The organism is Kitasatospora sp. NPDC057015, assembly GCF_042673745.1.
Lineage (GTDB): Bacteria > Actinomycetota > Actinomycetes > Streptomycetales > Streptomycetaceae > Kitasatospora.
Genome location: NZ_JBHUSG010000041.1, coordinates 43,213 through 68,324, shown reverse-complemented (window position 1 = coordinate 68,324; position 25,112 = coordinate 43,213). Strand labels below are relative to the sequence as shown.

Genomic DNA, 25,112 nt, shown 5'->3' with positions numbered 1-25,112 from the left:
ACCCTCTTGACACCTCCTGCGACCGGTCCGATTCTTGGGAGCGCTCCCACAGCCTCGCGAGACGCAGCGGCCCGGCCCCACCGGTCGCGGCGTCTCGCGAACGCAACGCATGCACGGCAAGGACCCGCTTCCCCCCACCAGATGGAGCTCGTCTTGTCACCTCCCACCCTGCGCTCACGCACGCCCGGACGCCGCCTCACCGGCTCGCTCGGCGTCTCGCTCGCCCTGCTCGCCACCGGCCTGACCACCGCCGTCGGAGCCCCGGCCTCGGCGGCCGCGCTGGCATGCACCGTCGACTACACCACCAACGACTGGGGCAGCGGCTTCACCGCCAACGTCGCGGTCAACAACAAGGGCACCGCCGCGATCAACGGCTGGACGCTGACCTACGCGTACGCCGGCAACCAGACCCTCTCCGGCAGCGGCTGGAGCGGCACCTGGGCCCAGAGCGGCAAGAACGTCAGCGTCACCAACCTGGGCTGGAACGCCACCATCGCGCCCGGCGGCTCGGTCTCGGCCGGCGCCAACTTCGCCTACAGCGGCACCAACGCGGCGCCCACCTCGTTCGCCGTCAACGGCACCAGCTGCACCGGTGCCCACGCCGCGCCCGTCACCGCGCTCACCAGCCCCGTACCCGGCGCGAGTTACGCGGCCGGGGCGAGCATCCCGATCAGCGCGACCGCCTCGGCCTCGGACGGCGCCGGCATCAGCAAGGTCGAGTTCTACGACAACACCACCCTGCTGGGGACCGACACCACCGCGCCGTACGCCTTCACCTGGACGGGCGCGGCGGCCGGCAGCCACTCGGTCTACGCCAAGGCCTACGACGGCACCGGGGCCACCGGCGAGTCCACGCCCGCTGGCGTCACGGTGGCGGCCGGCCCGGCCATCTCGGCGGTGCCGACCAGCGTGTCCGTGGCCCAGGGCAAGACCGGCACCTTCGGGCTGAAGCTCTCGGCGCAGCCGGCGGCGAACGTCACGGTGACCACGGCCAGGACCGCCGGCAACACCGGGCTGTCGGTCACCGGCGGGGCCACGCTCACCTTCACCCCGGCCAACTGGGCCACCGCGCAGAACGTCACGCTGACCGCCGACGCCACCGGCACCGGTTCGGCGACCTTCACCTCGACCGCCCCCGGCTACACCGCCTCGACCGTCACGGTGACCGAGCTGGCCGCCGCCAGCGGGGTGTACAACGACCGCTTCCTGCAGCTCTACAACAAGATCAAGGACCCGGCGAACGGCTACTTCTCGCCCGAGGGCATCCCCTACCACTCGGTGGAGACGCTGCTCGTCGAGGCGCCGGACCAGGGCCACGAGACGACCTCGGAGGCGTACAGCTACCTGCTCTGGTTGGAGGCCCAGTACGGCCGGGTCACCAAGGACTGGACGAAGTTCAACGCGGCGTGGACGCTCATGGAGACGTACATGATCCCCACCCACGCCGACCAGCCCACCAACAGCTTCTACAACGCCTCCAAGCCCGCGACCTACGCCCCCGAGCGCCCGCTGCCCAGCGACTACCCGGCTCAGCTGGACTCCTCGGTGACGGCGGGCCAGGACCCGATCGCGGCCGAGCTCAGCAGCACGTACGGCACCAGTGACATCTACGGCATGCACTGGCTGCAGGACGTCGACAACGTGTACGGCTACGGCAACTCGCCGGGCAAGTGCGAGGCGGGGCCGAGCGACACCGGTCCGTCGTACATCAACACCTACCAGCGCGGTGCGCAGGAGTCGGTCTGGGAGACCGTCCCGCAGCCGACCTGCGACAAGTTCGCCTACGGCGGCAAGAACGGCTACCTGGACCTGTTCGTCAAGGACTCCTCGTACGCCAAGCAGTGGAAGTACACCGACGCGCCGGACGCGGACGCCCGCGCCATCCAGGCCGCCTACTGGGCGGACACATGGGCCAAGGCCCAGGGGAACGGCGCCTCCGTGGCGACCACCGTCGCCAAGGCCGGCAAGATGGGCGACTACCTCCGCTACGCGATGTACGACAAGTACTTCAAGAAGATCGGCAACTGCACCGGGCCGAGCACCTGCGCGGCGGGCTCCGGCAAGGACTCCTCGCACTACCTGCTCTCCTGGTACTACGCCTGGGGCGGGGCGAGCGACACCAACGCGGGCTGGGCCTGGCGGATCGGCGACAGCGCCGCGCACGGCGGCTACCAGAACCCGATGGCGGCCTACGCCCTGGTGAACGACGCCTCGTTGGCGCCCAAGTCGGCCACCGGCAAGGCGGACTGGACGACCAGCCTGGGCCGCCAGATGGAGTTCATCCAGTGGCTGCAGTCCAGCGAGGGCGCCATCTCCGGTGGCGCGACCAACAGTTGGGAGGGCAGCTACGCGACGCCGCCGACCGGTACGCCCACCTTCTACGGGATGTACTACGACGAGGCGCCGGTCTACCACGACCCGCCGAGCAACCAGTGGTTCGGATTCCAGGCCTGGGGCATGGAGCGGGTCGCGGAGTACTACTACGCGAGCGGCGACGCCAAGGCCAAGGCGGTGCTGGACAAGTGGGTCACCTGGGCACTGTCCAAGACGACCTTCACCGCGGACGGCGGCTACCAGATCCCGTCCACGCTCGCCTGGACCGGGAAGCCGGACACCTGGAACGCGACCACGCCGGGCGCCAACACGGGCCTGCACGTGAGCGTCGTCGACTACACCAAGGACGTCGGCGTGGCGGGCTCGTACGCCAAGCTGCTCTCCTACTACGCGGCCAAGTCCGGTAACGCGGCGGCGAAGACGGCCGCGCAGAAGCTGCTCGACGGCATGTGGGCGAACAGTCAGGACGCGCTCGGCATCGCGGTGCCCGAGACCCGTACCGACTACAGCCGGTTCAACGACTCGCTGTCGGTGCCGTCCGGTTGGACGGGCACGATGCCGAACGGTGACGCGGTGAACTCCTCGTCGACCTTCCTCTCGATCCGCTCCTGGTACAAGAACGACCCGTCCTTCGCGAAGGTGCAGTCCTACCTGAACGGGGGCCCGGCTCCGGTCTTCACCTACCACCGGTTCTGGGCGCAGGCCGACATCGCGACCGCGATGGCGACCTACGGGGATCTGTTCAACCTCTGACAGCAAAGCCCGTCACGGGAGTTGGGCGCACGGCCACGGTGGGAGCCGGCCGTGCGCCCGGCTGCGTGGCCGGTTTGTGATGGCGGGGTGTCGACCTCTTGCGGATTGCGACGGGCGTTCACTAACGTCCCGATCATTCCCGTGCGCCTGCCAACCCGCAGGCGCATCCGAGTCTCCGGAGGGTCAACCCCTATGAGAGTTCAGCGGATACGCCCGACCCGGCTGGCGGTGGTGGGTCTCACTCTCGCCACGGCCGGCGCACTCGCGCTGCCGGCCGGCGCCGCCGCCGCAGCCACCCCTGCGGCCGGAAGTGCCAGCGGGCCGCTGATCAGCTACGTGGTCAACACCAAGGCCAACCACGGGCAGGTGCAGAAGGTCGAGCGCGAGATCACGGCCCTCGGCGGCACGGTGGTCCAGTCGTACGACCAGATCGGTGTGGTGATCGCCCGCTCCACCGACACCGCCTTCGCGGCCAAGCTGCGGCCCGTCAAGGGCATCGACTCGGTCGGCGCCAGCCGTACCGCGGGGATCCTGCAGAGCGACGTCGAGGCCACCGTCCCGGCGGACGTGCCGGCCGCCGCACCGACGGACGGCACCGAACCGCTGGAGGCAAACCAGTGGGACATGCGCCAGATCGGCGTCGACAAGGCGCACGAGATATCCCTCGGCAGTCGCGACGTCACGGTCGGCGTGCTGGACTCCGGCATCGAGGCCACCCACGAGGACCTCGCCGCCAACGTCGACCCCTCGCAGTCGGTCTCCTGCATCAACGGCGGGAAGCCCGACACCTCCTGGCAGGCCTGGCAGCCGACCGCCAGTGACCACGGCACCCACGTGGCCGGGACGATCGCCGCCGCCAAGAACGGCAAGGGCATCGTCGGCATCGCCCCGAACGTCAAGCTGGCCGCCGTCAAGGTGGTCGACGACGGCGGGTTCATCTACCCGGAGTACGCGGTCTGCGGCTTCGTCTGGGCGGGTGAGCACCACTTCAAGGTGACCAACAACAGCTACTACATCGACCCGTGGCTGTTCAACTGCAAGAACGACCCGGACCAGGCGGCGATCACCACCGCCGTCCGCCGGGCGGTGGCCTTCTCGCAGCGCAACGGCGTGCTCAACGTCGCCGCGGCCGGCAACGAGAACATCGACCTGGCCCACAAGACGGTCGACACCACCAGCCCCGACGACACCACCCCGGGCACCCGCCCGATCGACCAGAACTGCCTGTCGCTGCCGACCGAGCTGCCCGGCGTCATCGTCACCACCTCCGTCGGTGTCAACGGCGACAAGTCCTACTACTCCAGCTACGGCAAGGGTGTGGCCACGGTGGCCGCCCCCGGCGGCGACGCCCGCTACCAGATCCCGGCCACCCCGGACAAGAACGGCCGGGTGCTGTCCACCGTCACCGGCGGCGGCTACGGCTACAAGCAGGGCACCTCGATGGCGTCCCCGCACACCACCGGCGTGGTCGCCCTGCTCGCCAGCACCTTCCCCTGGGCGGACCCGGAGGAGCTGACCGAGCTGCTGCTCAACCAGGCCGAGTCGCACGCCTGCCCGGCCGGCCCGTACAACCCGGGCGGCGCCGGCGCCTGGACCGCCACCTGCGAGGGCGGCGAGAACGACAACGGCTTCTACGGGGCCGGCATCATCAACGCCCAGAAGGCGGTCCAGTGGTGGCGCTGACGCGCTGATCCACCACGATCGACGGTAGTGGGGGGAGTCGGCCCGTCCTGGGCCGGCTCCCCTTCCGCCGGTCGGGCACCCCCGGGTACGGGCCTCCGCCGGAGGTCCGTCCGCGGTACGGGTGCCCGCTCAGCCGAAGTGGCCGCGGCCGTCGATCTCGACGGCCGGCTTCCCGTGCAGGTCGGGAACCTGCTGCAACCAGGCCGGCCGGGCGGCCCGGGTGGCCGCGGCGCGCTCGGCCTCGGCGGCGCGCTGCTCCTCCGGCGTGGCGAAGCCCTCCGGCAGCCAGGCCGCCGAGTCGGCGGCGCGGGCCGACAGGTGCCCGACGTACGTCTCGCGCAGTTGCGCCGCGGAGTCGAACCCCGGTTCGTCCGTGAGCCATTCGTCCGGTACCAGGGCCAGGACCTCGCGCAGCAGCGCGGGGGTGACCAGCGGGGCCAGCTCGCTGTCGGCCCGGGCGACGTCCGGACGGTAGCCGCCGAGCGCGTGGGCGCTGAGGTCGTAGCGGCGGTTCACCGCCGCCCCGGCGCCGCTCCAGCGGTGGTGGAAGACGAGCGCGGCGCCGTTGTCGATCAGCCAGAGCCGGCCGTGCCAGACCATCAGGTTGGGGTTGTGGACGGTGCGGTCGACGTTGGCCGTGAGGGCGTCCAGCCAGACCACCCGGCCGGCCTCGGCCGGGTCGACGTCGATCATCCCGGGCCGGAAGTCGCGGGCGCCGGGCAGCAGGTCCATCCCGAGGTTGGTCCCGGCACTGGCGCGGAGGATGTCCTGGATCTCGGGGTCGGGCTCGTGGTCCGCCACCGCCGGGTCGAAGTCGACCAGCACCAGCGGGGGCACCCGCAGCCCCAGCCGGCGGGCCAGCTCGCCGACGATCACCTCGGCCACCAGGGCCTTGCGACCCTGCGCGGCGCCGGTGAACTTCACCACGTACGTGCCCAGGTCGTCGGTCTCCACGACCCCGGGCACGGAACCGCCCGCGCGGAGCGGGTCGAGATAGCGGACTGCGGTCACCTGATCGAGCACACCGGCCACCCTAGCCTGCGACCCCCGTCCGACCGCGAACGGATTCCCCCGGCCGGTGTCCGGGCTGCCGTCCGTCCGTAGTCCTGGCCCCGCAGCCCTGGCTCCGCAGCCCTGCCCCCCGCAGTCCTGGCTCCGCGGCCCGACTGTGCCGGGGCCCCACCGCTCCGCGGGCCGCTCGGTGACGGCCCGGGCCACCGCGAGGGCCTGCTCGACCGGCGCCGGGACATCGGCGACCGGGAAGGCCGCGTGCCGCACCGCCCGCTCGCGGTCCGGCACCGGCACGGCCCGCTTCAGCCTGCAGTCCTGCCCGACGTGGAAGGCGGGGAGCCGCAGGGCCGCCGCCGGCCGGACGTCCAGGTCCGAGAGCAGGGTGAACGGCAGCTCCTCCGCGCTGGCGAACGCCCTTTGCGCGTCGGGCCGTTGGGTGCTCACCGCGCGTACGGTGACGCGGGCGGCGCGGAACTCCGGACGGGCGTCGCGCGGCAGCCGGATCTCCAGGGTGCGGCCGGGCCTGGCCCGGCCGCACTGGCTCCCGCGCCGGCCCGGCCGGCCGGGCTCTGCGTCCTCCTGCTCGGTGCAGCGGTGCAGCGGTGCTGGCCCTGCGCCTGGGCGAGGCGAAGGCGCAGCGCACGGGTGGGCTGAGCCCGGTCCGGGGCGAGCCCCGGGCGCGGCCCCGGCGGGCGGCGTCGTGTGCGCGTCCCCTGGGCGGCGGCCCCGGTTTGGTACCGGGCCGCGCCGGTGGTTGGCTTGCCGGAGCAACCGGTGTCCAGTCGAGGAGAGCATGGTCATGGGACAGGTGTACGCCACCACCGAGCGGGTCTACGAGGCTTCCCCCGAGCGGGTGTACGAGGCTCTCGCCGACTACCAGGTGACCCGCCCGAAGCTGCTGCCCGAGCAGTACAGCGAGTACGAGGTGCGGGCGGGCGGCACCGGCGCGGGCACCCAGGTGCACTGGCGGCTGCAGGCCACCGAGAAGCGGGTGCGCGACTGCCTGTTCACCGTCACCTCGCCGAGCCCGGAGAAGCTCGTGGAGAGCGACGCCAACTCCAGCATGGTGATCACCTGGACGGTCTCGGCCGCGGGTGAGGGGCGGTCCAAGGTCACGGTGGAGACCACCTGGCAGGGCGCCGGCGGCATCGGCGGGTTCTTCGAGCGGACCTTCGCCCCGAAGGGGCTCAACCGGATCCACGACCAGGTGCTGGCGGCCCTCGCCGACGAGGTCCGCTGACCCGTTCCGTCCCGAGGCGGCGGCCGTCCGGCCCCGATCCGGCGGCCGACCGTCCGATCCCGGGGTGCGGGCGGCCGCCCGCCCGCCTCGCCCGGGGCTGACCGGCCCGGCTCGCCCGAGGTGACGGACGCCCGTCCCGTCGGGCGGTGACGGCCGTCGCGGGCCGGTCGGGCACCTCCGTTCGATCGGCCCGGACACCCGTACGGACTCGCGCGCCGTACGGGTGGATGCCGGCCGGGGCGGGTGGCCGCGGGGTCGGCCGGGCCCGGCCCGACCCTAGGCTCGCCGCCGTGTCTATGACGATCCTTCACATCGCCCAGCCCGTCGACGGCGGCGTGGCCAGGGTCCTGGTCGACCTGGTCCGCGGCCAGCGCGAGGCGGGCCACCGGGTGCTGCTGGCCTGTCCGCCGGGCGGCCGGCTGGCGGCCGAGGCGGGCGCCGCGGGAGCCCTGGTGCAGGACTGGCCGGCCGGCCGCTCGCCGGGCCCGGCGACCGCGGTCGAGACCTGGCGACTGCGCCGGATCGTCCGGGCGGCGGCGCCCGACGTGCTCCACCTGCACAGCGCCAAGGCGGGGTTGGCGGGCCGGCTGGCCGTCCGGGGTGCGCTGCCGACCGTCTTCCAGCCGCACGCCTGGTCGTTCGCGGCCGTCGAGGGCCCGGTGGCGGCGGCCACCCTGCGCTGGGAGCGGTACGCGGCCCGCTGGGCGGACCGGGTGCTCTGCGTCAGCGAGCAGGAGCGGCGGGACGGCGAGGCCGCCGGTGTCCGGGCCGGCTGGGCGGTGGTCCCGAACGGGGTGGACGTGCGGCACTACGCGCCGGCCGAGCGCCGTGCGGCCCGGATGTCGCTGGGCCTGGACCTGGAGGCGCCGCTGGCGGTCTGTGTCGGCCGGCTCTGCCGGCAGAAGGGTCAGGACGTCCTGCTCGGGGCCTGGCCGCAGGTGCTGCGCCGGGTGCCCGCGGCTCGGCTGGCGCTGGTCGGCGGCGGGCCGGACGAGGCCGCACTGGCCGCCGCCGTAAGGGAGTTGGCGGATCCGTCCGGAGTCCGGATGACCGGTGACGTGCCGGATCCGCGACCGTGGCTGGCGGCGGCCGACCTGGTGGTGCTGCCCTCGCGCTGGGAGGGGATGGCGCTGGCGCCGCTGGAGGCGATGGCGGCGGGCCGGCCGGTGCTGCTGGCCGACGTGCCGGGCGCCCGGGAGTGCCTGCCGCCGCAGGAGCGGGAGCGCGGGCTGGTACCCGTCGGGGACGGGGCCGCACTGGCCCGGGGGATCGCGGGGGCGCTGGCGGATCCGATCGAATGCGAACGGCGGGGGGTGGCCGCCCGGGCGCACGCGGTGCGGAGCCACGACGTGCGGGCGGTGGTGGAGCAGGTCGACGCGGTGTACCGGACGGTTGTGCGGGCGGCCGGGGCCGGGCGGTCAGCCGGGCGCGCGGAGGACCGTGTCCCGGGGCGGATCTGATCGTTCTACCAGCCGTGAATGCTCGCCGCGAAGGTGCTGCCGTATTCGCACCTCAACCGAATAGGACGAGGCTTCAAGTCGGACATTCCTATTAATGGGCGGGTGGAATGAAGTGGCACGTCAACTTCCAAGAAAAAAGCCAGCGTTCGGTATTGTCTGAATTTGCCTGCTTCTTTCCACTTTCTCTCGGCAGTCCACCGAACATGCCGAAAGCCGTTCGCGGCAGCAGGCACCACCTGGACCGCGCCCACCGGACCGGGACGGCCGACCCGGGTGCCCCGGAGCCGCCCTCCCGGCGTCGCGGGCACACAGCAGGGGAGTTCGTGCGCTGATGACCATTGACCACGAGAGCGTGCCGAGGGCGGGCGGGTCCATGCCCGCCACGCGCAGGCCCGCCACCGGCGTGCTGGACCGCCCGGCCGCATTCGGCCCGGCCCGGTCGGCACCGGCGATCGGCCGGCACCGCAGGCCGTTCCGCTCCCGGCTCGCGCTGCCCGCCGCCCTGGTCACCGTGGACATCCTCGCCCTCGCCGCAGCCGCCGGGCTCAGCACCACCACCCTCGGCGCCACCGGCCGGGACCAACCGCTGCTCGCCCCCGGCGTCCTGCTCGCCCTGCTGCTGGTGCTCAACCTCGCCGGCGGCCTCTACCGCAGCCGGCTCACCCTCTCCGCCCTGGACGAGCTGCCCGCCCTCGCCGCCCGGTCCGTGGTCGCCACCGCCTTCGCCGTCACCGTGGCCGGCTGCCTCGACGGCGCCTGGCCCGACCGGGGCACCGGCACCCCCGTGCGGCTGCTCACCCTGCTCGGCGTCTTCCTGCTGCTCGCCTGCTGCGGGCGCGCCCTGTCCTACCACCTGATCCGCCGGGCCCGCCGCCGCCGCCCCAGCCCCGTCCTGCTGCTCGGGGCCGGCCAGCTGGGCCAGCGGGTGGCCGCGGCCCTCACCGAGCGCCGCGAGTACGGCCTGCGCCCGGTCGGCTTCCTCGACCCCGAGCCGGCACCGGCGGCCGGCGGCACCGGGCTCCCGGTGCTCGGCGGTCGCGAGATGCTGGAGCGCGAGGTCCGCCGCCACCGCGTCCACCACGTCCTCGCCACCGAGGGCGCCGCCGACGGGGCCGAGACCGCCGCCGCCCTGCGCGAGGCCGCCCGGCTGGGCTGCCAGGTCTGGCTGGTGCCGGCGCTGCGCGAGTACGGCTCGCTGCACGAGGGCGGCCGCCCGCGCGGCGGCGACCACCTCTGGGGCTTCCCCTGCCTGCGGATCGGCCGCCCGGCGATGCGCCGCCCGGGCTGGACCGGCAAGCGGGCCCTCGACATCACCGCCGCCGCGCTCGGCCTGATCGCCCTCGCCCCCGTCCTGGCCGCCTGCGCGCTCGCCGTCCGCTTCGACACCGGCGCCGGCGTGCTCTTCCGCCAGCAGCGCACCGGACTCGACGGCCGGGTCTTCACCCTGCTCAAGTTCCGCACCCTGCGCCCCAGCAACGAGCACGAGTCCGCCACCCGCTGGAACATCGCCCAGGACCACCGGATGGGCGCGGTGGGCCGGCTGCTGCGCCGCAGCTCGCTCGACGAACTGCCGCAGCTGTGGAACATCCTGCGCGGCGACATGAGCCTGGTCGGCCCCCGCCCGGAGCGCCCCTACTTCGTGATGCGCTTCGGCCAGGCCTACCCCGAGTACCCCGACCGGCACCGCGTCCCCGTCGGCCTCACCGGTCTCGCCCAGGTCAACGGCCTGCGCGGCGACACCTCCATCGAGGACCGGGCCCGGTTCGACAACCGCTACATCGAGAGCTGGAGCCTGTGGCAGGACGTCAAACTCCTGCTCCGCACCGCGGCCCTGATGCTCCACCCGGACGGAAGCTGACCACCGTGGCCCTCACCATCCCCGCCCCGCCCTCCCCGGCCGCCGCCTTACGCCGGGCAGCGGACGCGCTCGCGGCCCGGCCCAGCCTGCTCGCCGCCGCCACCGTGCTGCTGGTCTGCGTACCGACGGGGGAGAAGGACGTCAGCGCCGCCGTCCACGTCACCCCCGCCGACCTGGCCTCGCTCGCCCTGGTGGCCCTGGTCGGGCTGGACCTGCTGCGCGGCCGCACCCCCCGACCGGCCCTGAGCCGCACCGCCTGCGCCCTGTTCGGCGCCGTGGTGCTCGCCGCGGCCGTCGCCACCGTCGGCTCGATCGACCCGGCCGCCAGCCTCACCGGCTTCGTCCGGCTCACCCAGGTCTTCGTGCTCGTGCCCGCCGCCGTGATCTGCGCCCTGCGCGACCGCACCGACCAGCGGCTGATCCTCGGCGCCTTCGTCCTCGCGGCGCTGGTCCAGGGCGTCGTCGGCACCCACCAGTACCTGACCCGCACCGGCGCCTCGTACATCGGGCAGCCGATCCGGGCCGTCGGCACCTTCGGCGCGCTGGACGTCATGGCGATGTCCAGCGTGGTCAGCTTCGGCCTGCTCGCCGCCCTGGCGCTGGCGCTGGCCGAGCGCGGCCCGGGGGGTGACGCCCGGCTGCGCCGGGGGATGTTCGCCGTCGCGGCGTTCCTGGTGTTCCCGCTGGCGGTGTCGTTCAGCCGGGGCAGCTGGATCGCCACCGGGGTCGCGGCCACCGTGCTGCTGCTGCGCTGCGACGCCCGGCTCGCGGTGCGCGGCGCGGTGCTGTCGCTGGCCGCCGCGGTGGTGCTGGCCGGCGGGTTCGGGGTCGGCGCCTCCGGGGTCACCACCCGGCTGACCAGCATCGGCTCGGTCTCGGCGGCGCCGGACCAGTCGGTCAGTGACCGCTACGACCTGTGGGGCACGGCGGAGCGGATCTGGCAGGACCACCCGGTGAGCGGCGCGGGCCCCAAGGCCTTCCAGCAACTGCGCGACAGCCACGCGCCGTTGCGGCTCTCCTCCGGCAGCGACGCGGAGGACGCCAGCATCGGGTTCCAGCGCGAGCCGCTGCTCTCCCCGCACAACATGTACTTCCTGGTGCTCAGTGAGCAGGGCCTGATCGGCATCCTCGCGTACGCGGCGCTCTTCCTCGGCCTGCTGGCCGGCTGCCTGCGCCGGGCCCGGGGTGCGGGGACGGCTGCCCTGGCCCTGCTCACCTGGGTGCTGGTGGACTTCCTGTACGCGGACATCGGCGGCACCACCACGGTGCTGACCTCGCTCGTCCTGGGGCTGGCCGCGCAGGTCGCGCTGCCGGCCCGTGCCGACGTCGGCGCTCCGGCGGCCTCCCGGCCGGCGGCCGCGGTGCCGTCCGGCCGCCCGGGCGCCGCCCGCGCCGGGGTTGCGGCGTCATGAGCGGTGAGCAGCCCACCGGGACGGCGGCGGCGCCGCTGCCCGTGGCGCGGGCCGCCGTGCCAGCGCCGGCCCCCGTCGCAGCGACCCCGGCCGGCCCGGACCGCTCCGGCCCGGCCCCGGCCGGCCCGCGCAGCGACCCGGCCTCGCACCGGCGCGGGTTCCTGGCCAAGGCCTTCGGCGTCACCGCCCTGCTCAGCGCGGCCGGTTCGGCCCTCGGCCTGCTCCGCGACCTGCTGCTCGCCCGCCTCTTCGGCGCCAACCAGGGCACCGACGCCTTCCTGGTCGCCTGGACGGTGCCCGAGACGGCGGCGCCGCTGCTGATCGAGGACGCGATGGCCTTCCTGATGGTGCCGGCCTTCAGCCTGGCCCTGGTGCTGCGCGAGGAGAACCCCGAAGCACCCGATCCGGTACGGCAGTTGGTCAGGTCGACGCTGCCCTGGCTGTGCGCGGCGCTCTGCGCGCTGTCGCTGGGCGCCGCCCTCGGCGCGCCCCTGCTGGTGGAACTGCTCGCCCCCGGCCTGCCCGACCCGGGCCTCGCCGTCACCTGCACCCGGATCACCGCGCTGACCATCCTGCCGTTCGGCCTGGCCGGCTACCTGGGCTCGGCGCTGCGCGCGCACCACGACTTCACCGCCCCGGCGGGCATCTACGTGGTCTACAACCTGGGCATCCTGGCCGTGCTGCTGACCTGCAACGCGATCTGGGGGGTCCGCTCGGCGGCGGTCGGCGTGGCCGTCGGCAGCCTCCTGATGGCCGCACTGCTGGTGGGGCCGTTCGCCCGGCGGCTGCGCGGCCCGGCGGCGCTGCGCGGTCCGGCGGTTCCGGGCGGGCCGGGCACCGGTGCCGGCCGGGCCCGGCGGCCGCAGACCGGCGGCCTGGTGCTGATCCCGCTGGCGATACTCCCGGTCGCCGTCTTCACGCTGACCCGCCAGGCCCAGGTCTTCGTCGAGCGCTACCTCGGCTCCGGCCTGCCACCGGGCACCATCTCGCACCTGAACTACGCCGCGAAGGTCTCCCAGCTGGCGATGACCGCGGCGATCCTGATCTGCACGGTGACCTTCCCGCTGGTCGCCAGGGCGCTGGCGGCCGGCGACCTGACCGCGGCCCGGGACAGGGTGGAGAAGGACCTCGGCCAGGCCGCCGCCGTCGTGCTGGCCGGCACCGCCTTCCTGATGGCCTGCGCGCCCTCCGTCGTGGGGCTGCTGTTCGAGCGCGGTGCCTTCGGCCCGCAGGACACCGCGGCGACCGCCGCCGTGATCCGGGTGTACAGCTTCGGCCTGCCCGCCCAGGCGCTGATCGGCGTCATGGTCCGGCCGTACTTCTCGGTCCGCCCGGTGGTCCGCCGGGCCGGCGACCCCAGCCCGGACGACGGCGGCCGACGGCTGCTCGACTGGTACCCGGCCGCCGCCATGGTGCTCGGGCTGGCCGTCACCGTCATCGTGGGCCTGCTGGCCACCCCCGCCCACGGCGCGCTCGGGCTGGCGGCGGGCAACGCGGCGGGCATCACCACGACCGCCGCCCTGCTGCTGCGCGGCCTGCTGCTGCGCGGGATCGCCGTCCGGGTGGGCCGGGTGCTGGGCGGCCAGGCCCGGCTGCTGGCGGCCGCCGTCGGGGCCGCGGCCGCGGGCGCCGTCACCGCCGGGCTGCCGGCCGATCCGCTGCTGTCCACCCTGCTCGGGGGGGCCACCGTGGCGCTTGCCTTCGCCGCCCTCGGCACCGGCTTCGGCGCCACCGAGGTGCGCGGCCCCGTGCTCGCCGCCGTCCGGGCCCTGTGCCCGTCACCCATCGCCGATGAAGGGAAGCTGCCCCATGGACGCTGAACGGGGCCCGGTCCGCTCGGTCCTGTCAGGTGCGCGCCGTCGCCCCGCCGGCGCGCCGCAAGCGCTGCCGGCCGGCCCGGCGGCGCGGGCCGGCCGCCTGCCCTACCCCCGGCGGCCGCTGTCCACCGCGTCCCGCCCGGGTTCGCCGTGGGCACCGTGGATCCTGATGTACCACTCGGTGGCCGTCGAGGAGGACGACCCGTACCTGCTCACCGTCAGCCCCGGCCGGTTCGCCGAGCAGATGCACTGGCTGCACCGCACCGGCCGCCGGGGCGTCTCCACCCGCGAGCTGATGCGGGCGCAGGCCGAGGGCCGGGCGGACCGGCTGGTCGGGCTGACCTTCGACGACGGCTACGCCGACTTCGCCCGGTACGCCGTCCCGGTGCTGCAGCAGTACGGCTTCACCGCCACCGCCTACGTGGTGCCGGACCTGCTCGGCCGGGTCAACGACTGGGACTCCGACGGCCCCCGCAAGAAGCTGCTGACGGTCGACCAGGTGGCCGGGCTGGCCGCCGCCGGCTGGGAGATCGGCTCGCACGGGCTCGGCCACCAGGCCCTGCCCGGGCTGCCCGCCGACCAGCTGGCGACCCAGACCAGGGAGAGCCGGCGGGCCCTGGAGGAGATGGTCGGCGGCCCGGTCACCGGCTTCTGCTACCCGTACGGCGCGGTCGACCTGGCCGCCACCCTCGCGGTGCGGGACGCCGGCTACGACTACGCCTGCGCGATCGCGCACTCCCCGCTGACCGGCCGCTTCGCGTTGCCCCGCTGCTACGTCGGCGACCGCGACGGCGGCTGGCGGCTGCGAGCCAAGCGCGGCCGGCACCGCCTGCGCGACACCGTCAACGGGCTGCGCCGCAGCCGGCTGGCCGGGCGGCGCCGGAGGTCCGCACGATGAGGGTGCTGCACATCGTCACCGGGCTCGCCTCCGGCGGTGCCGAACGCCAGCTGCTGCTGACGCTGCGGAACCTGCCCGCCCACCAGCGCTGCGAGGTGGCCACGCTGACCAACCCGGGCGCGGTGGCCGGCGCGCTGCGGGCCGACGGCGTCCTCGTCCACGACATCGCCATGCGCGGCAACCGGGACGTCGGCGCACTGCCCCGGCTGGTCCGGCTGATCCGGACCGGCGGCTACGACCTGGTGCACACCCACCTCTACCGGGCGGGCCTGTACGGACGCCTCGCGGCCCGCCTCGCGGGCGTGCGGGCGGTGGTGGCCACCGAGCACTCGCTGCACCCCGGGGTGATCGAGGGACGCCCGGTCACCCCGGGCGTCAAGGGCCTCTACCTGGCCTCCGAACGCCTCGGCCGCACCACCGTCGCCGTCTCCCGGCAGGTGGAGCGGACGCTGCACGGCTGGGGTGTCCCGCCGGCCCGGGTGGAGCTGATCCCCAACGGCATCGACGCCGCGCGGTACGGCTGGCCGGTCGGGCAGCGCGCCGCGATCCGCCGCCGGACGCGCGACGACCTCGGCCTGCCGCAGGGCAGTTGGGTGGTCGGCGCGGTCGGCCGACTGGTGCCGGGCAAGCGGTTCGACGTCCTGCTCGACGCGCTGGCGCAGCTGGACGGCCCCCGGCTGGTGTTGATCGGGGGCGGCCCGGAGCGGGCCGCCCTGGAGCGCCGCGCCGAGCGGCTCGGCGTGCGCGGTCGGGTGCTGCTCACCGGCGAGCGCGACGACGTGCCGGAGCTGTTGACCGCCCTCGACGTGCTGGCCGCGCCCTCCACCGAGGAGACCTTCGGCCTCGGCGTGCTGGAGGGGCTGGCGGCCGGCCTGCCGGTCCGGCACAGCGCCTGCCCGGCCCTGGACGAGCTGCCGCCGGCGGCGGCCCCCGGCGCCCGCCGGATCCCCTCCGACCCGGCCGCCTACGCCGCGGCCCTGCGCGAGCTGTACGACCGGCGGGCGGGCGGCACCCGACCGCTCGCCCCGGCGCCGGCGGTGGCCCACTACGACATCGCCAGGGCCGCCGCCGACCTGGGCGCCCTGTACGACCGTCTGGTCTACGACCGCCCGCTGCACGGCCGCCCGCTGCACGACCACCCGGTGCCGGGTCCGGTGCCCGCACCGCCCGGCACCTGAGCCGGGTCCCGTCCGATCCGGCCCGCCCGGGCCGCCCAACCCCACGGAGTCCCCGAATGTCCGAACTGCGTCAGAGCGCTCGCCAACTGGCCCGCCGCTGGTGGCCGGTGGCCCTCGCGGTGCCGCTCGGCGCCGCGGCCGGCGCCGGGTACGCGGCCGTCGTGCACCCGGTGTACGCCGCCAACGCCTATGTCGTGGTGGTGCCGCAGAGCCCCGGCGACGGCGCGAGCGCCGTCAACTTCGCCCAGGCGTACGGCCGGCTGGCCGGGCAGCCGCAGGTGCTCGGCCCGGCCGCCGCGACCACCGGCCACACCACCTCCGACCTCGCCGCGCTGGTGCACGGCACCACCTCGCCGGACGCGCCGATGATCGAGATCACCGGGACGGGCCCGGAGCCGAAGGAGGCCGCGCGGGCCGCCGACGCGGTGGCGAAGTCCCTGGTGGCCTTCGCCAACCCCAGCACGCCGGAGACCGGGGTGAAGCTCGTCCCGCTGGCCGCCGCGGCGGAGCCGGATCAGCCGACCTCGCCGTCCGGCCGGTTGGACGTGGCGGTCGGCGGGGCGGCCGGACTGCTCCTCGGGGCGCTGGTGATGATGACCCGGCGGCGCGGCGACGAGCCGGCCGCCACCCCGGCCGCGCCGGCCGCCCCCACCGGCGCCGCACCGGGGTCCGCCGTCCCGAACCAGTCCGCCGAGCAGTCCGCCGGGCAGCTTGCCGGGCAGCCCGCCGGGCAGCCCGCCGGGCGGGGGGCCCGGGGCCGGGAGCAGGGCGCCGAACCGGCCGGGAGCACCCGATGACCACCGAGCTGGCGGCGGCCGGCCTGCCGGCGCGGGCCGCCGCGCCGCGCTGGACCACCGAGGTCCGCCGGGACGACCGGGCCCTCACCACCCTCGCCGCCGAGTGGGACGCCCTCGCCGCCCGCTGCCGGACGGCCACCTCCTTCCAGGCAGCCGCCTGGCAGGCCTCCTGGTGGCGGTGCTACGGCCGGCCCGGCGCCCTGGTGGTCGTCCTGGTCCGGCGGGACGGCCTGCTGGTCGGCGCGGGCGCCTTCCAGCGGCGCGGCGGCCCGCTCGGGCGCCTGCTCGGCGGGCTGACCGGTCTCGGCGGCGGCCTGATCGACTTCACCGACGTGCTGCTGGACGACTCCTGCGCCGAGCGCGCCGCGGCCGAGCTCGCCGCGGCCCTCCCGCTGAGCCGGCCCTGGCACAGCCTGGAGCTGCGCGAGGTGCACCCGGAGGCGGCCGTCCAGCTGGTCTTCGAGCAGTGGCGGGGCGCCCGGCACCGGCTGCCCGACTCGCTCTGCCAGTACCTGCCGGCCGTCCCGATGGAGGAACTGCTCAAGCGGCTGCCCGGCCGGACCGCCCAGCGCAGCCGGGTGAAGCTGCGCCGGATCGCCGAGTCGGGCGTGGAGGTCCGGCCGAGCACCCCGGAGGAGGTGCCGGAGGCGATCGCCGGCCTGCTGCGGCTGCACTTCCTGCAGTGGCAGGAGCGCGGTGTCACCGCGGAGCACCGCTCCGAGCGCTTCGCCCGCCACCTCACCGAGTCCACCGCCGGCCTGGTCGCGGCCCGCCGGGCCGCCGTGCACGAGTTCCGGCTGGACGGCGAGCTGGTCGCGGTGAACCTGCTGCTGCTCTCGCCGGCCTTCGGCGGCCTCTACCTCTACGGCGCGCACCCGGCCCTGCGCGAGCGCCTCGACATCGCGGGGCTGCTGTTCGGCGCCGCCCTGGACGAGGTGGTGGACGCCGGGATCCCGGTCCTCAGCCTGCTGCGCGGCCAGGAGCCGTACAAGCAGCGCTGGCGCCCCGACGCGCTGGCGAACCAGCGGCTGCTGCTGGGCCCCGGCCGGCTCGCCCCGGCCGTGACCGCCCTGCGGCTGGCCGCCCGGGCCCGCGCCGCCGCGGTCGGACTGCTGCGCTCCCGGCTGCCGCGGCTGAAGGAGGCGCTAGCGGCCCGCCGGCGGAGCTGACGCGGTCGGAGCCGGTACGGCCGGAGCGGGCGTGGGGGTGGGCGTCGGCGCGGGCGGTGCGGGAGGCGCGGCGGGGGACGGCGCGCCCCGGGAGCCGGTCATCAGCTGCTTGAACACCGCGCTCGACCGGGGGTTGCGGTCGCACCCCCAGAAGCCGTGCGGGCAGTAGTCCGTCACGGTCTGGTAGCTGGTGTCGTGGGTGCGCATCCACTCGACCATCCGGCGGACGTACTCCGGGTTGTCGCCGTTGCGGAACAGCCCCCACTCCGGGTACGACACCGGCTTGCCCCGCTTGGCCGCGAACTCGACCTGGTCCTGCAGCCCGTAGGGCTCCGAGACGTAGCCGTCGAAGGTGCCCCCGGCGGGCTGGTCGTAACTGTCCATGCCGATGATGTCGACCACGTCGTCGCCCGGGTAGCAGCGCGTCCAGGGGATCGCGTCCAGGCCCCGGTTGGGCGTGAAGTCGAAGCGGAACCGCTGCCCCGGCACCGAGCGCATCACCGTGACGATCCGCCGCCAGTAGGCCTTCCAGGCGGTGGGGTCGGGCTTGCAGCGGTGGGTGTAGGTGGTGCCGTTCATCTCCCAGCCGAGGGTCAGCACGGTGTCGGTGCCGCCCAGTGCCACCAGCTTGCGGGCGAGCTTGAGGAAGTGCTGGTCGAAGTCCCCCCGGGCACCCTCGGCGAGCAGCCGCGCCACCTCGGCGTCGGGGACCTGGGCCTCGCTCGGCACCAGCATCGGCACGCCGAGGACGAGCGTCCGCGAGGGATCGGCCAGCCGCCACTGCGACCAGAGCCCGAGCACCACCGGCTCGCCCTCGACGTCGCCCCAGCTGTTGCCGGCCAGGTAGGTGTGACCGACCTGGAGGTTGGCGTTGCCCAGCCAGTTCGCGTAGCGGCCGATCTGCGGGATGTAGGTGTCCCAGGAGCCGACGAAGGCTCCGAACGGCGGCTCGTGCCGCGGGCGTTGGACGACCGGCCGGGGCGCGGCGCCACGGGTGCCGATCGCGTCGGAGGAGAGGGCGGCGCTGCGCTCGGTCCGGCTGAGCGGGGTGCCGGCCGGGACGCTGGCCGTGGCCAGCATGAGCAGTGCGGCGGCGGCCGGGGTGAGGCGGCCCAATCGCATGGTCTCTCCTCGCGGGCGTCGCGGCCGGCCCGGCCAGCGCCGCCCACCATGTGCCGGCAAGTCTAGGCCCACAGAACGTCAGAAAAGCCTGATGTCACCCGAAAGTGGACGCCGTTCGACCCCTGCCGCGCCGCCCTCCGAACACGCCCGGCCGCCTCCCCGGCCGCGGTCCTCCCCGGCGGCGAAGCGGCGCGGGCGGCCGCCCGCGGTGCCCGGTCGCGGGAGCGCTCCTCTGTACCACCTCTGTAACAGTCCGCGGGCCCCCCGCGGCAGCGCGGCGGAGGGTGTCCGTACGACCCGTGCGCCGGGCGCCGCCCCCGACGGTGCAGGTCGGCCGACGCCCGCGCGGAGCACCGGCCGGCTGCCCGCGCCGGTGTCCGTCCTACGGACGGCGGACGACGTCCGGCTGACTCGCGGGGCGAACGGAAGGTACGCTCCGCCCGTGTCCTGGAAGCCGTTGCGTGTCCTCACCCCTCGTTCGATCCTGCCTGCCCTGGCGGTCCTGCTGGTGCTGCTGGCGGGCGCCGCGGCGCATGCGAACAAGCCGGTCCCGTTCGGGGACAGGGTGGCCGAGCCCGGCGGTGCGGACGCGAGCCCGGTGACCGCGCAGTCCCTGGACACGGCCGGACTGGAGCTCAGGGTCGGCCCCGGGCTGGAGGCCTACAACCCGGCCAACGGCGAGCACGCGTGGTCCTACCGCCGCGAGGGCGCGACCGCCCTGTACCTGTCGATGGCCGGTGAGAACGCCGTGGTGCTCTGGGACGACGGCCTGGTCACCTCCGTCCGGCCGAGCGACCACGAGGTGCGCTGGCACCGCGCCGTCCCCGGGCTCGCGGAGTGGCTGCGCGGCGAGGGCGAACCGGGCTCCGCCCAGCGCACCGACACGCAGCGCCAGCAGCTCGCGGTGGAGCGCGCCGCCATCGCGCTGTACACGGTGCCGGAGGTCAAGCCCTGGGTGGCCGTGGTGACGCCGGGTCTGACCATGGGCTTCCGCGACGCCGACGGTGACCTTCGTTACAACGACCGTCCGGCGGGCAACTGCAGCTACGACCCGCTGCGCACGGTCCGGACCGACTACGCGGTGCTCGTCCCGCGGACCTGCACCGGCAGCGGCGCCGCCCACCAGGCCTTCGGCGGCATCACCGGTTACCGCCTGGACAGCAGCAACTGGCAGCTCGCGACCGGCCCGGCCGTGGCCATGCGGGTGCTGGACGGGCAGCGGGTGCAGATCGAGGACGGTCCGATCGTCGGCAGCCGGGTCTTCGACACCAGGGCGGCCGCCCCGGAGTCCGCCTGCGGCAGCCGGACCGAGGTCTTCGCGGCCGTCCGCCCCCAGGGCTCCTGCGTCGTCGAGCCGGCGCCCGCGCCCGCCCCCTGAGGCCGCCGGCCGGGCGGGCGTGCGCCCGCGCGGGCGGCTGCCCGCCCACCGGGCCCGGCAATGCCTTCTGGCCTTCGCGCGGCGCCCGGTAGACTGGTGCGCATGGCTGACTTCTCCGGGCACTAGCGGGCGGGACGGCGAGCCGATCGGCGCACCTCAGCGGTGTTCCCGACGGCCGGCCGTGTTCCGTGACGCCGCCCCCTCACCCCCGCCGCCGCTCAGGCCCGGTACCCCCAGCCCCTGGGGTTGGCCGGTTGCCCGCCCACGTCCCAGGAGTACCCAGCCATGATTTCCGCGAACGCCCTCGAACTGCGTGCCGGCGCCCGCGTCCTGATCGAGTCCGCCAGCTTCCGGATCGCCCCCGGCGACCGGATCGGCCTGGTCGGCCGCAACGGCGCGGGCAAGACCACGCTCACCAAGGTGCTGGCCGGCGAGGGCATCCCGGCCGGCGGCTCGGTCACCAACTCCGGCCAGGTCGGCTACCTCCCGCAGGACCCGCGGACCGGCGACCTCGACGTGCTCGCCCGGGACCGCATCCTCTCCGCCCGCGGCCTCGACACCGTGCTGAAGAAGATGCGCGAGAACGAGGAGCGGATGGCCAACGGCAAGGGCGCCACCCGCGACAAGGCGATGCGCAAGTACTCCAACCTGGAGACCGAGTTCCTCACCAAGGGCGGCTACGCCGCCGAGGCGGAGGCCGCGACCATCGCCGCCGCGCTCGGCCTGCCGGACCGCATCCTCGGCCAGGAGCTGCACACCCTGTCCGGTGGTCAGCGCCGTCGGGTCGAGCTGGCCCGGATCCTCTTCTCGGACGCCGACATCCTGCTGCTCGACGAGCCCACCAACCACCTCGACGCCGACTCCATCGCCTGGCTGCGGGACTTCCTGAAGACGTACAAGGGCGGCTTCATCGTGATCTCCCACGATGTCGAGCTGGTCGAGACGGTCGTCAACAAGGTCTTCTACCTGGACGCGAACCGCGCCGCGATCGACGTCTACAACATGGGCTGGAAGCAGTACAAGCAGCAGCGCGAGGACGACGAGAAGCGCCGCAAGCGCGAGCGGGCCAACGCCGAGAAGAAGGCCGCGACCCTCAACTCGCAGGCCGACAAGATGCGCGCCAAGGCGACCAAGACGGTGGCCGCGCAGAACATGGCCCGGCGCGCCGAGAAGCTGCTCGCCGGCCTGGAGCAGGTCCGGGTCTCCGACAAGGTCGCCAAGCTGCGCTTCCCGGACCCGGCCCCCTGCGGCAAGACCCCGCTGACGGCGGAGGGCCTGTCGAAGTCGTACGGCTCGCTGGAGATCTTCACCGACGTGGGCCTGGCGATCGACCGCGGCTCGCGGGTGGTCATCCTCGGGCTCAACGGCGCGGGCAAGACCACCCTGCTGCGGATGCTCGCGGGCGTCGAGCAGCCGGACACCGGCGAGGTGATCGCGGGCCACGGCCTGAAGATCGGCTACTACGCCCAGGAGCACGAGACGCTCGACCCGGAGCGGACGGTGCTGGAGAACATGCGCTCCTCGGCGCCCGACACCGACCTGGTGCAGATCCGCAAGATCCTCGGCTCCTTCCTGTTCTCCGGCGACGACGTGGACAAGCCGGCCGGGGTGCTCTCCGGCGGTGAGAAGACCCGTCTCGCGCTGGCCTCGCTGGTGGTCTCCAGCGCCAACGTGCTGCTGCTCGACGAGCCCACCAACAACCTCGACCCGGCCAGCCGCGAGGAGATCCTCGGCGCGCTGCGCGAGTTCAGCGGCGCCGTCGTCCTGGTGACCCACGACGAGGGGGCGGTGGACGCGCTCCAGCCGGAGCGGATCATCCTGCTCCCGGACGGCGTCGAGGACCTGTGGAGCCCCGCGTACGCGGACCTCGTCTCGCTGGCATGACCGCACGGTGACCTCGGGTAGACGCGGGGTAGTCCGTCGGTACGAGAAGAACTAGTCCTCCCGGTGTGTCCGGGAATGAAGTGGTGTGGGATTCCGTTTGTGTGGGATCCCGTCGGCCCGGCGTCCATCGGACGCCGGGCCGACGTGCTGATCAGCTCTTTCGCCTCCGGGAGGGCACTCCCAGCAGGGGCGCGTGCACCCAGCGTGAGCGCCCTCGTGCGCTGCGATCACCACCGGCGGGTCGCGCTTCCCGACATCCACCTTGTCGAATGGGTGGCCAGGACGCGGTCGATGGGTGATCATGGGAATCTGACCGAGCAACGCTACGAGGAGGCACGGGTGGCCGAGACTCTGAAAAAGGGCAGCCGGGTGACCGGTGCCGCGCGTGAGAAGCTCGCGGCCGATCTGAAGAAGAAATACGACTCCGGAGCGAGCATTCGCGCGCTGGCGGAGGAGACCGGTCGCTCCTACGGCTTCGTGCACCGCATGCTGAGCGAATCCGGAGTGAATCTCCGGGGCCGCGGCGGTGCCACGCGGGGCAAGAACAAGGCTACTGCGGGAGCTGGTTCCTGACATTCCGTCATGCCGGGCGGCGGTGCGACCGTTGAGCGGACCCTAACGGGGGTCGTGGTCGCCGTGCCGGACGCTGCGCACAGCTGCGCGGTCCGAGGGCCAGGATGAATCGGCGGCAGGGCGCCGGCCGGGGAGACGACGTGAGGGTCGTCCGCCCCCGGGCCGGGCGAACCGGCCGCCGATCGCCATGTCCGGGGCGCCCCTGCCGCAGTCCCGGCAAGTTTGTTACTCTCCGGTAGCCGATCGGACGGGCCGTTCCGCCCGCCGTCGGCCGTGGTCCGCCGCCACCCCCTCGGCGGCGCGTGCCCACGCGATCCCTTCACCGCCGGAGGTGCCCCATGACCGCTCCCGCCACCGACCCGCAGGCCGAGACCTGGGAGCAGGACGGCGTCCGTCTGGAGATCGACGGCGACGTCGCCCTGGTGACGCTCTGTCAGCCGAAGCGCCGCAACGCCCAGTCGCCCGCGATGTGGCGCGCCCTGACCGCCGCCGGCCGCGCCCTGCCCGGCACGGTGCGGGTGGTCGTGCTCCGGGCCGAGGGGGTCTCCTTCTCGGCCGGCCTGGACCGGGCGATGTTCACCCCGGAGGGCCTGCCCGGCGAGCGGAACTTCATCCAGTTGGCCGCCGCCGAGGACAAGGACCTCGACGACACCATCGCCGGCTTCCAGGAGGCCTTCACCTGGTGGCGGCGCCCCGACCTGATCAGCATCGCGGCCGTCCAGGGCCACGCGGTCGGCGCCGGGTTCCAGCTCGCCCTGGCCTGCGACCTGCGGGTGGTCTCCGAGGACGTCCAGTTCTCCATGAAGGAGACCTCGCTCGGCCTCGTGCCGGACCTGGCCGGCACCAAGCCCCTCACCGAACTCGTGGGCTATGCCAGGGCGTTGGAGATCTGCGCGACCGGCCGCTGGGTCGGCGCCGAGGAGGCGGTGGCCACCGGTCTGGCCAACCTGGCGGTGCCCGCGCCCGAGCTGGAGGCTGCGGTCCGCGACCTCGCCGCCGCCCTGCTGGCGGCCCCGCGCAACGCGGTGATCGAGACGAAGGCGCTGCTCCGCGGGGCCGGTGAGCGCTCCTACGAGGAGCAGCGCTCGGCCGAACGGGTGGCGCAGGCGCGCCGGATGCGTGACCTCGCCGGCATCGGCGACTGATCCGCGCCCGATCGGCGCCCGAACGCGACTGATCGGCAGGACCAGGAGCCCGCGGCTCCGGTCCGCAGCACGGCGCAGGTGCGGCCGCACGGCCGCGCACGGATGGCCCGGCCCCGGGAGGGGTGCGGGCCATCCGTGCTTTCCGGGGGCGGGTTCCGTGGCGGAATGCCAGAGTTGGGGTGATTTGCGATATAGCTGGACACGCAACGACAGGAGACCCGCCATGTCCGACACGCCGACGCCCGCCACCATGCACAAGAGCACCGCCGCCGGCGCCTCCTCCCAGGGGTCGTCCGGTGCCTCCGCGGCCAGGCAGTCGACCGAGCGCGGGCGCACCGCACTGGCCGTGGGCGTGGTCGAGAAGATCGCCGGCATGGCCGCGCGCGAGGTGCCGGGCATCCACGCCCTCGGCTCCGGCCTCTCCCGCACCTTCGGCGCGATGCGCGACAAGGTGCCCGGCGGGAAGTCGGGCGTCGGGCGCGGCATCAAGGCCGAGGTGGGCGAGAAGCAGACCGCCATCGACATCGCACTGGTCGTCGAGTACGGCGTGGTGATCCCCGAACTCGCCTCCCAGGTGCGGGAGAACATCATCGTGGCGGTCGAGCGGATGACCGGCCTGGAGGTGGTCGAGGTCAACATCGCGGTGAACGACGTCCACCTGCCCGACGAGCCGGACATCGAGGAGGAGGAGACCGTGGCGCCGGGCCAGCGGCCCAAGCTGCAGTAGCCGTCCCGGACCCCACCGGCGGCGCCGTACCGGCCGGACCCGCGAACCGCGGGGCCCGCCGGACCCACCAGGACCCACGAGGACCGGACCCACGAGGACCCGGGCACAGGAGGAGCAGCGGATGAACCTGGCCATCGTCGGCCTGGTGGCGGGAATGGCCCTGGGCTTCGCCGGCTACTTCGGCGGCTTCGCGGCCTTCCTGCTGGTGGCCGTCCTCGGGGCGGTCGGCTTCGTGCTGGGCCGGCTGCTGGAGGGCGACATCGACCTCGGTGACCTCGGGGACATGCTGCGCGGTCGCGACCGGCGCGGCTGATGCCGGCCGTCCTCGCCCGCAGCCGCACCCGGCGCGGCAGTCTGCGGATCGCCGACCGGGTGTTCGTGAAGACCGCCGCCCGGGCCGCGCGCGAGGCGCTGGACGGCGCCTGGGTCGGGCGGCCCGGGCGCGGCGCCCCGCCCAAGGTCTCCGTCGCGGTGTCGGGCCGCACGGCCACCGTCCGGGTCGGCGTGGAGCTTCCCTTCCCCGCCGCCCTGGCGGTGCTGGCCGGTGCCGTCCGCGACCGGGTGGTGGAGCAGGTCACGGCCCTCACCGGCACCCGGGTCGCCGAGGTGACCGTGGTGATCGAGCGGCTGGTACCGGCGACGACGGGCGGGAAGTGAGATGACGCACCGGGCG

20 protein-coding genes and 1 pseudogene are annotated in these 25,112 nt (G+C 74.6%); 18 read left to right on the top strand and 3 right to left on the bottom strand.

Going from position 1 to position 25,112, the window contains the following annotated elements; all coding sequences use genetic code 11:
• Positions 1–141: 141 nt before the first annotated feature.
• Positions 142–3,087, top strand: a complete 2,946-nt coding sequence (locus tag ACFTWP_RS30495; RefSeq protein WP_380268160.1) for a glycoside hydrolase family 48 protein — start codon at positions 142–144, stop codon at positions 3,085–3,087.
• Positions 3,088–3,279: 192 nt separating this feature from the next.
• Positions 3,280–4,770, top strand: a complete 1,491-nt coding sequence (locus ACFTWP_RS30490; protein WP_380268159.1) for a S8 family serine peptidase — start codon at positions 3,280–3,282, stop codon at positions 4,768–4,770.
• A 129-nt stretch (positions 4,771–4,899) separates the two neighbouring features.
• On the opposite strand, the gene ACFTWP_RS30485 is transcribed toward ACFTWP_RS30490, so the two are convergent.
• Positions 4,900–5,793 (bottom strand): HipA family kinase, encoded by an 894-nt coding sequence (locus ACFTWP_RS30485; RefSeq protein ID WP_380268189.1) that lies wholly within the window; start codon positions 5,791–5,793, stop codon positions 4,900–4,902.
• A gap of 333 nt (positions 5,794–6,126) precedes the next feature.
• Positions 6,127–6,576: pseudogene (locus tag ACFTWP_RS30480) on the bottom strand (redoxin domain-containing protein); the annotation flags it as partial.
• A gap of 4 nt (positions 6,577–6,580) precedes the next feature.
• On the opposite strand from ACFTWP_RS30480, the gene ACFTWP_RS30475 reads away from it, so the two are divergent.
• The 9 genes from ACFTWP_RS30475 (at position 6,581) to ACFTWP_RS30435 (ending at position 17,610) form a co-directional block, all read left to right on the top strand.
• Entirely contained in the window at positions 6,581–7,021 is a 441-nt protein-coding gene (locus ACFTWP_RS30475; protein WP_380268158.1) for an SRPBCC family protein, read from the top strand.
• A 296-nt stretch (positions 7,022–7,317) separates the two neighbouring features.
• A complete protein-coding gene (locus tag ACFTWP_RS30470) occupies positions 7,318–8,481 on the top strand; it encodes a glycosyltransferase (protein WP_380268157.1) in 1,164 nt (387 codons plus the stop codon).
• Positions 8,482–8,812: 331 nt separating this feature from the next.
• Entirely contained in the window at positions 8,813–10,339 is a 1,527-nt protein-coding gene (locus tag ACFTWP_RS30465) for a sugar transferase (RefSeq protein WP_380268156.1), read from the top strand.
• Positions 10,340–10,344: 5 nt separating this feature from the next.
• Positions 10,345–11,751, top strand: a complete 1,407-nt coding sequence (locus ACFTWP_RS30460) for an O-antigen ligase family protein (RefSeq protein WP_380268155.1) — start codon at positions 10,345–10,347, stop codon at positions 11,749–11,751.
• A complete protein-coding gene (locus ACFTWP_RS30455; protein WP_380268154.1) occupies positions 11,748–13,571 on the top strand; it encodes a lipid II flippase MurJ in 1,824 nt (607 codons plus the stop codon). The genes ACFTWP_RS30460 and ACFTWP_RS30455 overlap by 4 nt, the downstream gene beginning before the upstream one ends.
• Positions 13,561–14,466: a polysaccharide deacetylase family protein gene (locus tag ACFTWP_RS30450; RefSeq protein WP_380268153.1), complete on the top strand. Its 906-nt coding sequence runs from the start codon at positions 13,561–13,563 to the stop codon at positions 14,464–14,466. The genes ACFTWP_RS30455 and ACFTWP_RS30450 overlap by 11 nt, the downstream gene beginning before the upstream one ends.
• Complete coding sequence (locus ACFTWP_RS30445; RefSeq protein ID WP_380268152.1) at positions 14,463–15,644, top strand: glycosyltransferase; 1,182 nt, start codon at positions 14,463–14,465, stop codon at positions 15,642–15,644. Before ACFTWP_RS30450 ends, ACFTWP_RS30445 begins: the two co-directional genes overlap by 4 nt.
• A 56-nt stretch (positions 15,645–15,700) precedes the next feature.
• Positions 15,701–16,441: a Wzz/FepE/Etk N-terminal domain-containing protein gene (locus ACFTWP_RS30440; RefSeq protein ID WP_380268151.1), complete on the top strand. Its 741-nt coding sequence runs from the start codon at positions 15,701–15,703 to the stop codon at positions 16,439–16,441.
• Positions 16,438–17,610, top strand: a complete 1,173-nt coding sequence (locus ACFTWP_RS30435; protein ID WP_380268150.1) for a GNAT family N-acetyltransferase — start codon at positions 16,438–16,440, stop codon at positions 17,608–17,610. The genes ACFTWP_RS30440 and ACFTWP_RS30435 overlap by 4 nt, the downstream gene beginning before the upstream one ends.
• Here ACFTWP_RS30435 and ACFTWP_RS30430 read toward each other — a convergent pair.
• A complete protein-coding gene (locus ACFTWP_RS30430) occupies positions 17,587–18,732 on the bottom strand; it encodes a glycoside hydrolase family 26 protein (RefSeq protein ID WP_380268149.1) in 1,146 nt (381 codons plus the stop codon). The genes ACFTWP_RS30435 and ACFTWP_RS30430 overlap by 24 nt on opposite strands.
• A 442-nt stretch (positions 18,733–19,174) precedes the next feature.
• Between ACFTWP_RS30430 and ACFTWP_RS30425 the strand changes: the two genes are divergently transcribed.
• The 7 genes from ACFTWP_RS30425 (at position 19,175) to ACFTWP_RS30395 (ending at position 25,096) form a co-directional block, all read left to right on the top strand.
• A complete protein-coding gene (locus tag ACFTWP_RS30425; RefSeq protein WP_380268148.1) occupies positions 19,175–20,110 on the top strand; it encodes a hypothetical protein in 936 nt (311 codons plus the stop codon).
• A 285-nt stretch (positions 20,111–20,395) separates the two neighbouring features.
• Entirely contained in the window at positions 20,396–21,994 is a 1,599-nt protein-coding gene (locus ACFTWP_RS30420; protein ID WP_380268147.1) for an ABC-F family ATP-binding cassette domain-containing protein, read from the top strand.
• Between the two features lie 339 nt (positions 21,995–22,333).
• Positions 22,334–22,567, top strand: a complete 234-nt coding sequence (locus tag ACFTWP_RS30415) for a helix-turn-helix domain-containing protein (protein WP_344468063.1) — start codon at positions 22,334–22,336, stop codon at positions 22,565–22,567.
• Between the two features lie 338 nt (positions 22,568–22,905).
• A complete protein-coding gene (locus tag ACFTWP_RS30410; protein WP_380268146.1) occupies positions 22,906–23,712 on the top strand; it encodes an enoyl-CoA hydratase/isomerase family protein in 807 nt (268 codons plus the stop codon).
• Between the two features lie 250 nt (positions 23,713–23,962).
• Positions 23,963–24,439, top strand: coding sequence for an Asp23/Gls24 family envelope stress response protein (locus tag ACFTWP_RS30405; protein WP_380268188.1), 477 nt, complete (start codon positions 23,963–23,965; stop codon positions 24,437–24,439).
• A gap of 121 nt (positions 24,440–24,560) precedes the next feature.
• The gene (locus tag ACFTWP_RS30400) at positions 24,561–24,752 is read left to right on the top strand and encodes a hypothetical protein (protein ID WP_380268145.1); all 192 of its coding nucleotides are present in this window, start codon (positions 24,561–24,563) and stop codon (positions 24,750–24,752) included.
• The gene (locus ACFTWP_RS30395; protein WP_380268144.1) at positions 24,752–25,096 is read left to right on the top strand and encodes a hypothetical protein; all 345 of its coding nucleotides are present in this window, start codon (positions 24,752–24,754) and stop codon (positions 25,094–25,096) included. The genes ACFTWP_RS30400 and ACFTWP_RS30395 overlap by 1 nt, the downstream gene beginning before the upstream one ends.
• Positions 25,097–25,112 lie beyond the last annotated feature (16 nt).

Bases quoted from the DNA above. Each gene is read 5' to 3' on its own strand.
- ACFTWP_RS30440 (WP_380268151.1), top strand. From the start codon at position 15,701: ATGTCCGAACTGCGTCAGAGCGCTCGCCAACTGGCCCGCCGCTGGTGG.
- ACFTWP_RS30475 (WP_380268158.1), top strand. From the start codon at position 6,581: ATGGGACAGGTGTACGCCACCACCGAGCGGGTCTACGAGGCTTCCCCC.
- ACFTWP_RS30400 (WP_380268145.1), top strand. From the start codon at position 24,561: ATGAACCTGGCCATCGTCGGCCTGGTGGCGGGAATGGCCCTGGGCTTC.
- ACFTWP_RS30490 (WP_380268159.1), top strand. From the start codon at position 3,280: ATGAGAGTTCAGCGGATACGCCCGACCCGGCTGGCGGTGGTGGGTCTC.
- ACFTWP_RS30410 (WP_380268146.1), top strand. From the start codon at position 22,906: ATGACCGCTCCCGCCACCGACCCGCAGGCCGAGACCTGGGAGCAGGAC.
- ACFTWP_RS30470 (WP_380268157.1), top strand. From the start codon at position 7,318: ATGACGATCCTTCACATCGCCCAGCCCGTCGACGGCGGCGTGGCCAGG.
- ACFTWP_RS30430 (WP_380268149.1), bottom strand. From the start codon at position 18,732: ATGCGATTGGGCCGCCTCACCCCGGCCGCCGCCGCACTGCTCATGCTG.
- ACFTWP_RS30465 (WP_380268156.1), top strand. From the start codon at position 8,813: ATGACCATTGACCACGAGAGCGTGCCGAGGGCGGGCGGGTCCATGCCC.
- ACFTWP_RS30395 (WP_380268144.1), top strand. From the start codon at position 24,752: ATGCCGGCCGTCCTCGCCCGCAGCCGCACCCGGCGCGGCAGTCTGCGG.
- ACFTWP_RS30435 (WP_380268150.1), top strand. From the start codon at position 16,438: ATGACCACCGAGCTGGCGGCGGCCGGCCTGCCGGCGCGGGCCGCCGCG.
- ACFTWP_RS30450 (WP_380268153.1), top strand. From the start codon at position 13,561: ATGGACGCTGAACGGGGCCCGGTCCGCTCGGTCCTGTCAGGTGCGCGC.
- ACFTWP_RS30445 (WP_380268152.1), top strand. From the start codon at position 14,463: ATGAGGGTGCTGCACATCGTCACCGGGCTCGCCTCCGGCGGTGCCGAA.
- ACFTWP_RS30405 (WP_380268188.1), top strand. From the start codon at position 23,963: ATGCACAAGAGCACCGCCGCCGGCGCCTCCTCCCAGGGGTCGTCCGGT.
- ACFTWP_RS30420 (WP_380268147.1), top strand. From the start codon at position 20,396: ATGATTTCCGCGAACGCCCTCGAACTGCGTGCCGGCGCCCGCGTCCTG.
- ACFTWP_RS30495 (WP_380268160.1), top strand. From the start codon at position 142: ATGGAGCTCGTCTTGTCACCTCCCACCCTGCGCTCACGCACGCCCGGA.
- ACFTWP_RS30455 (WP_380268154.1), top strand. From the start codon at position 11,748: ATGAGCGGTGAGCAGCCCACCGGGACGGCGGCGGCGCCGCTGCCCGTG.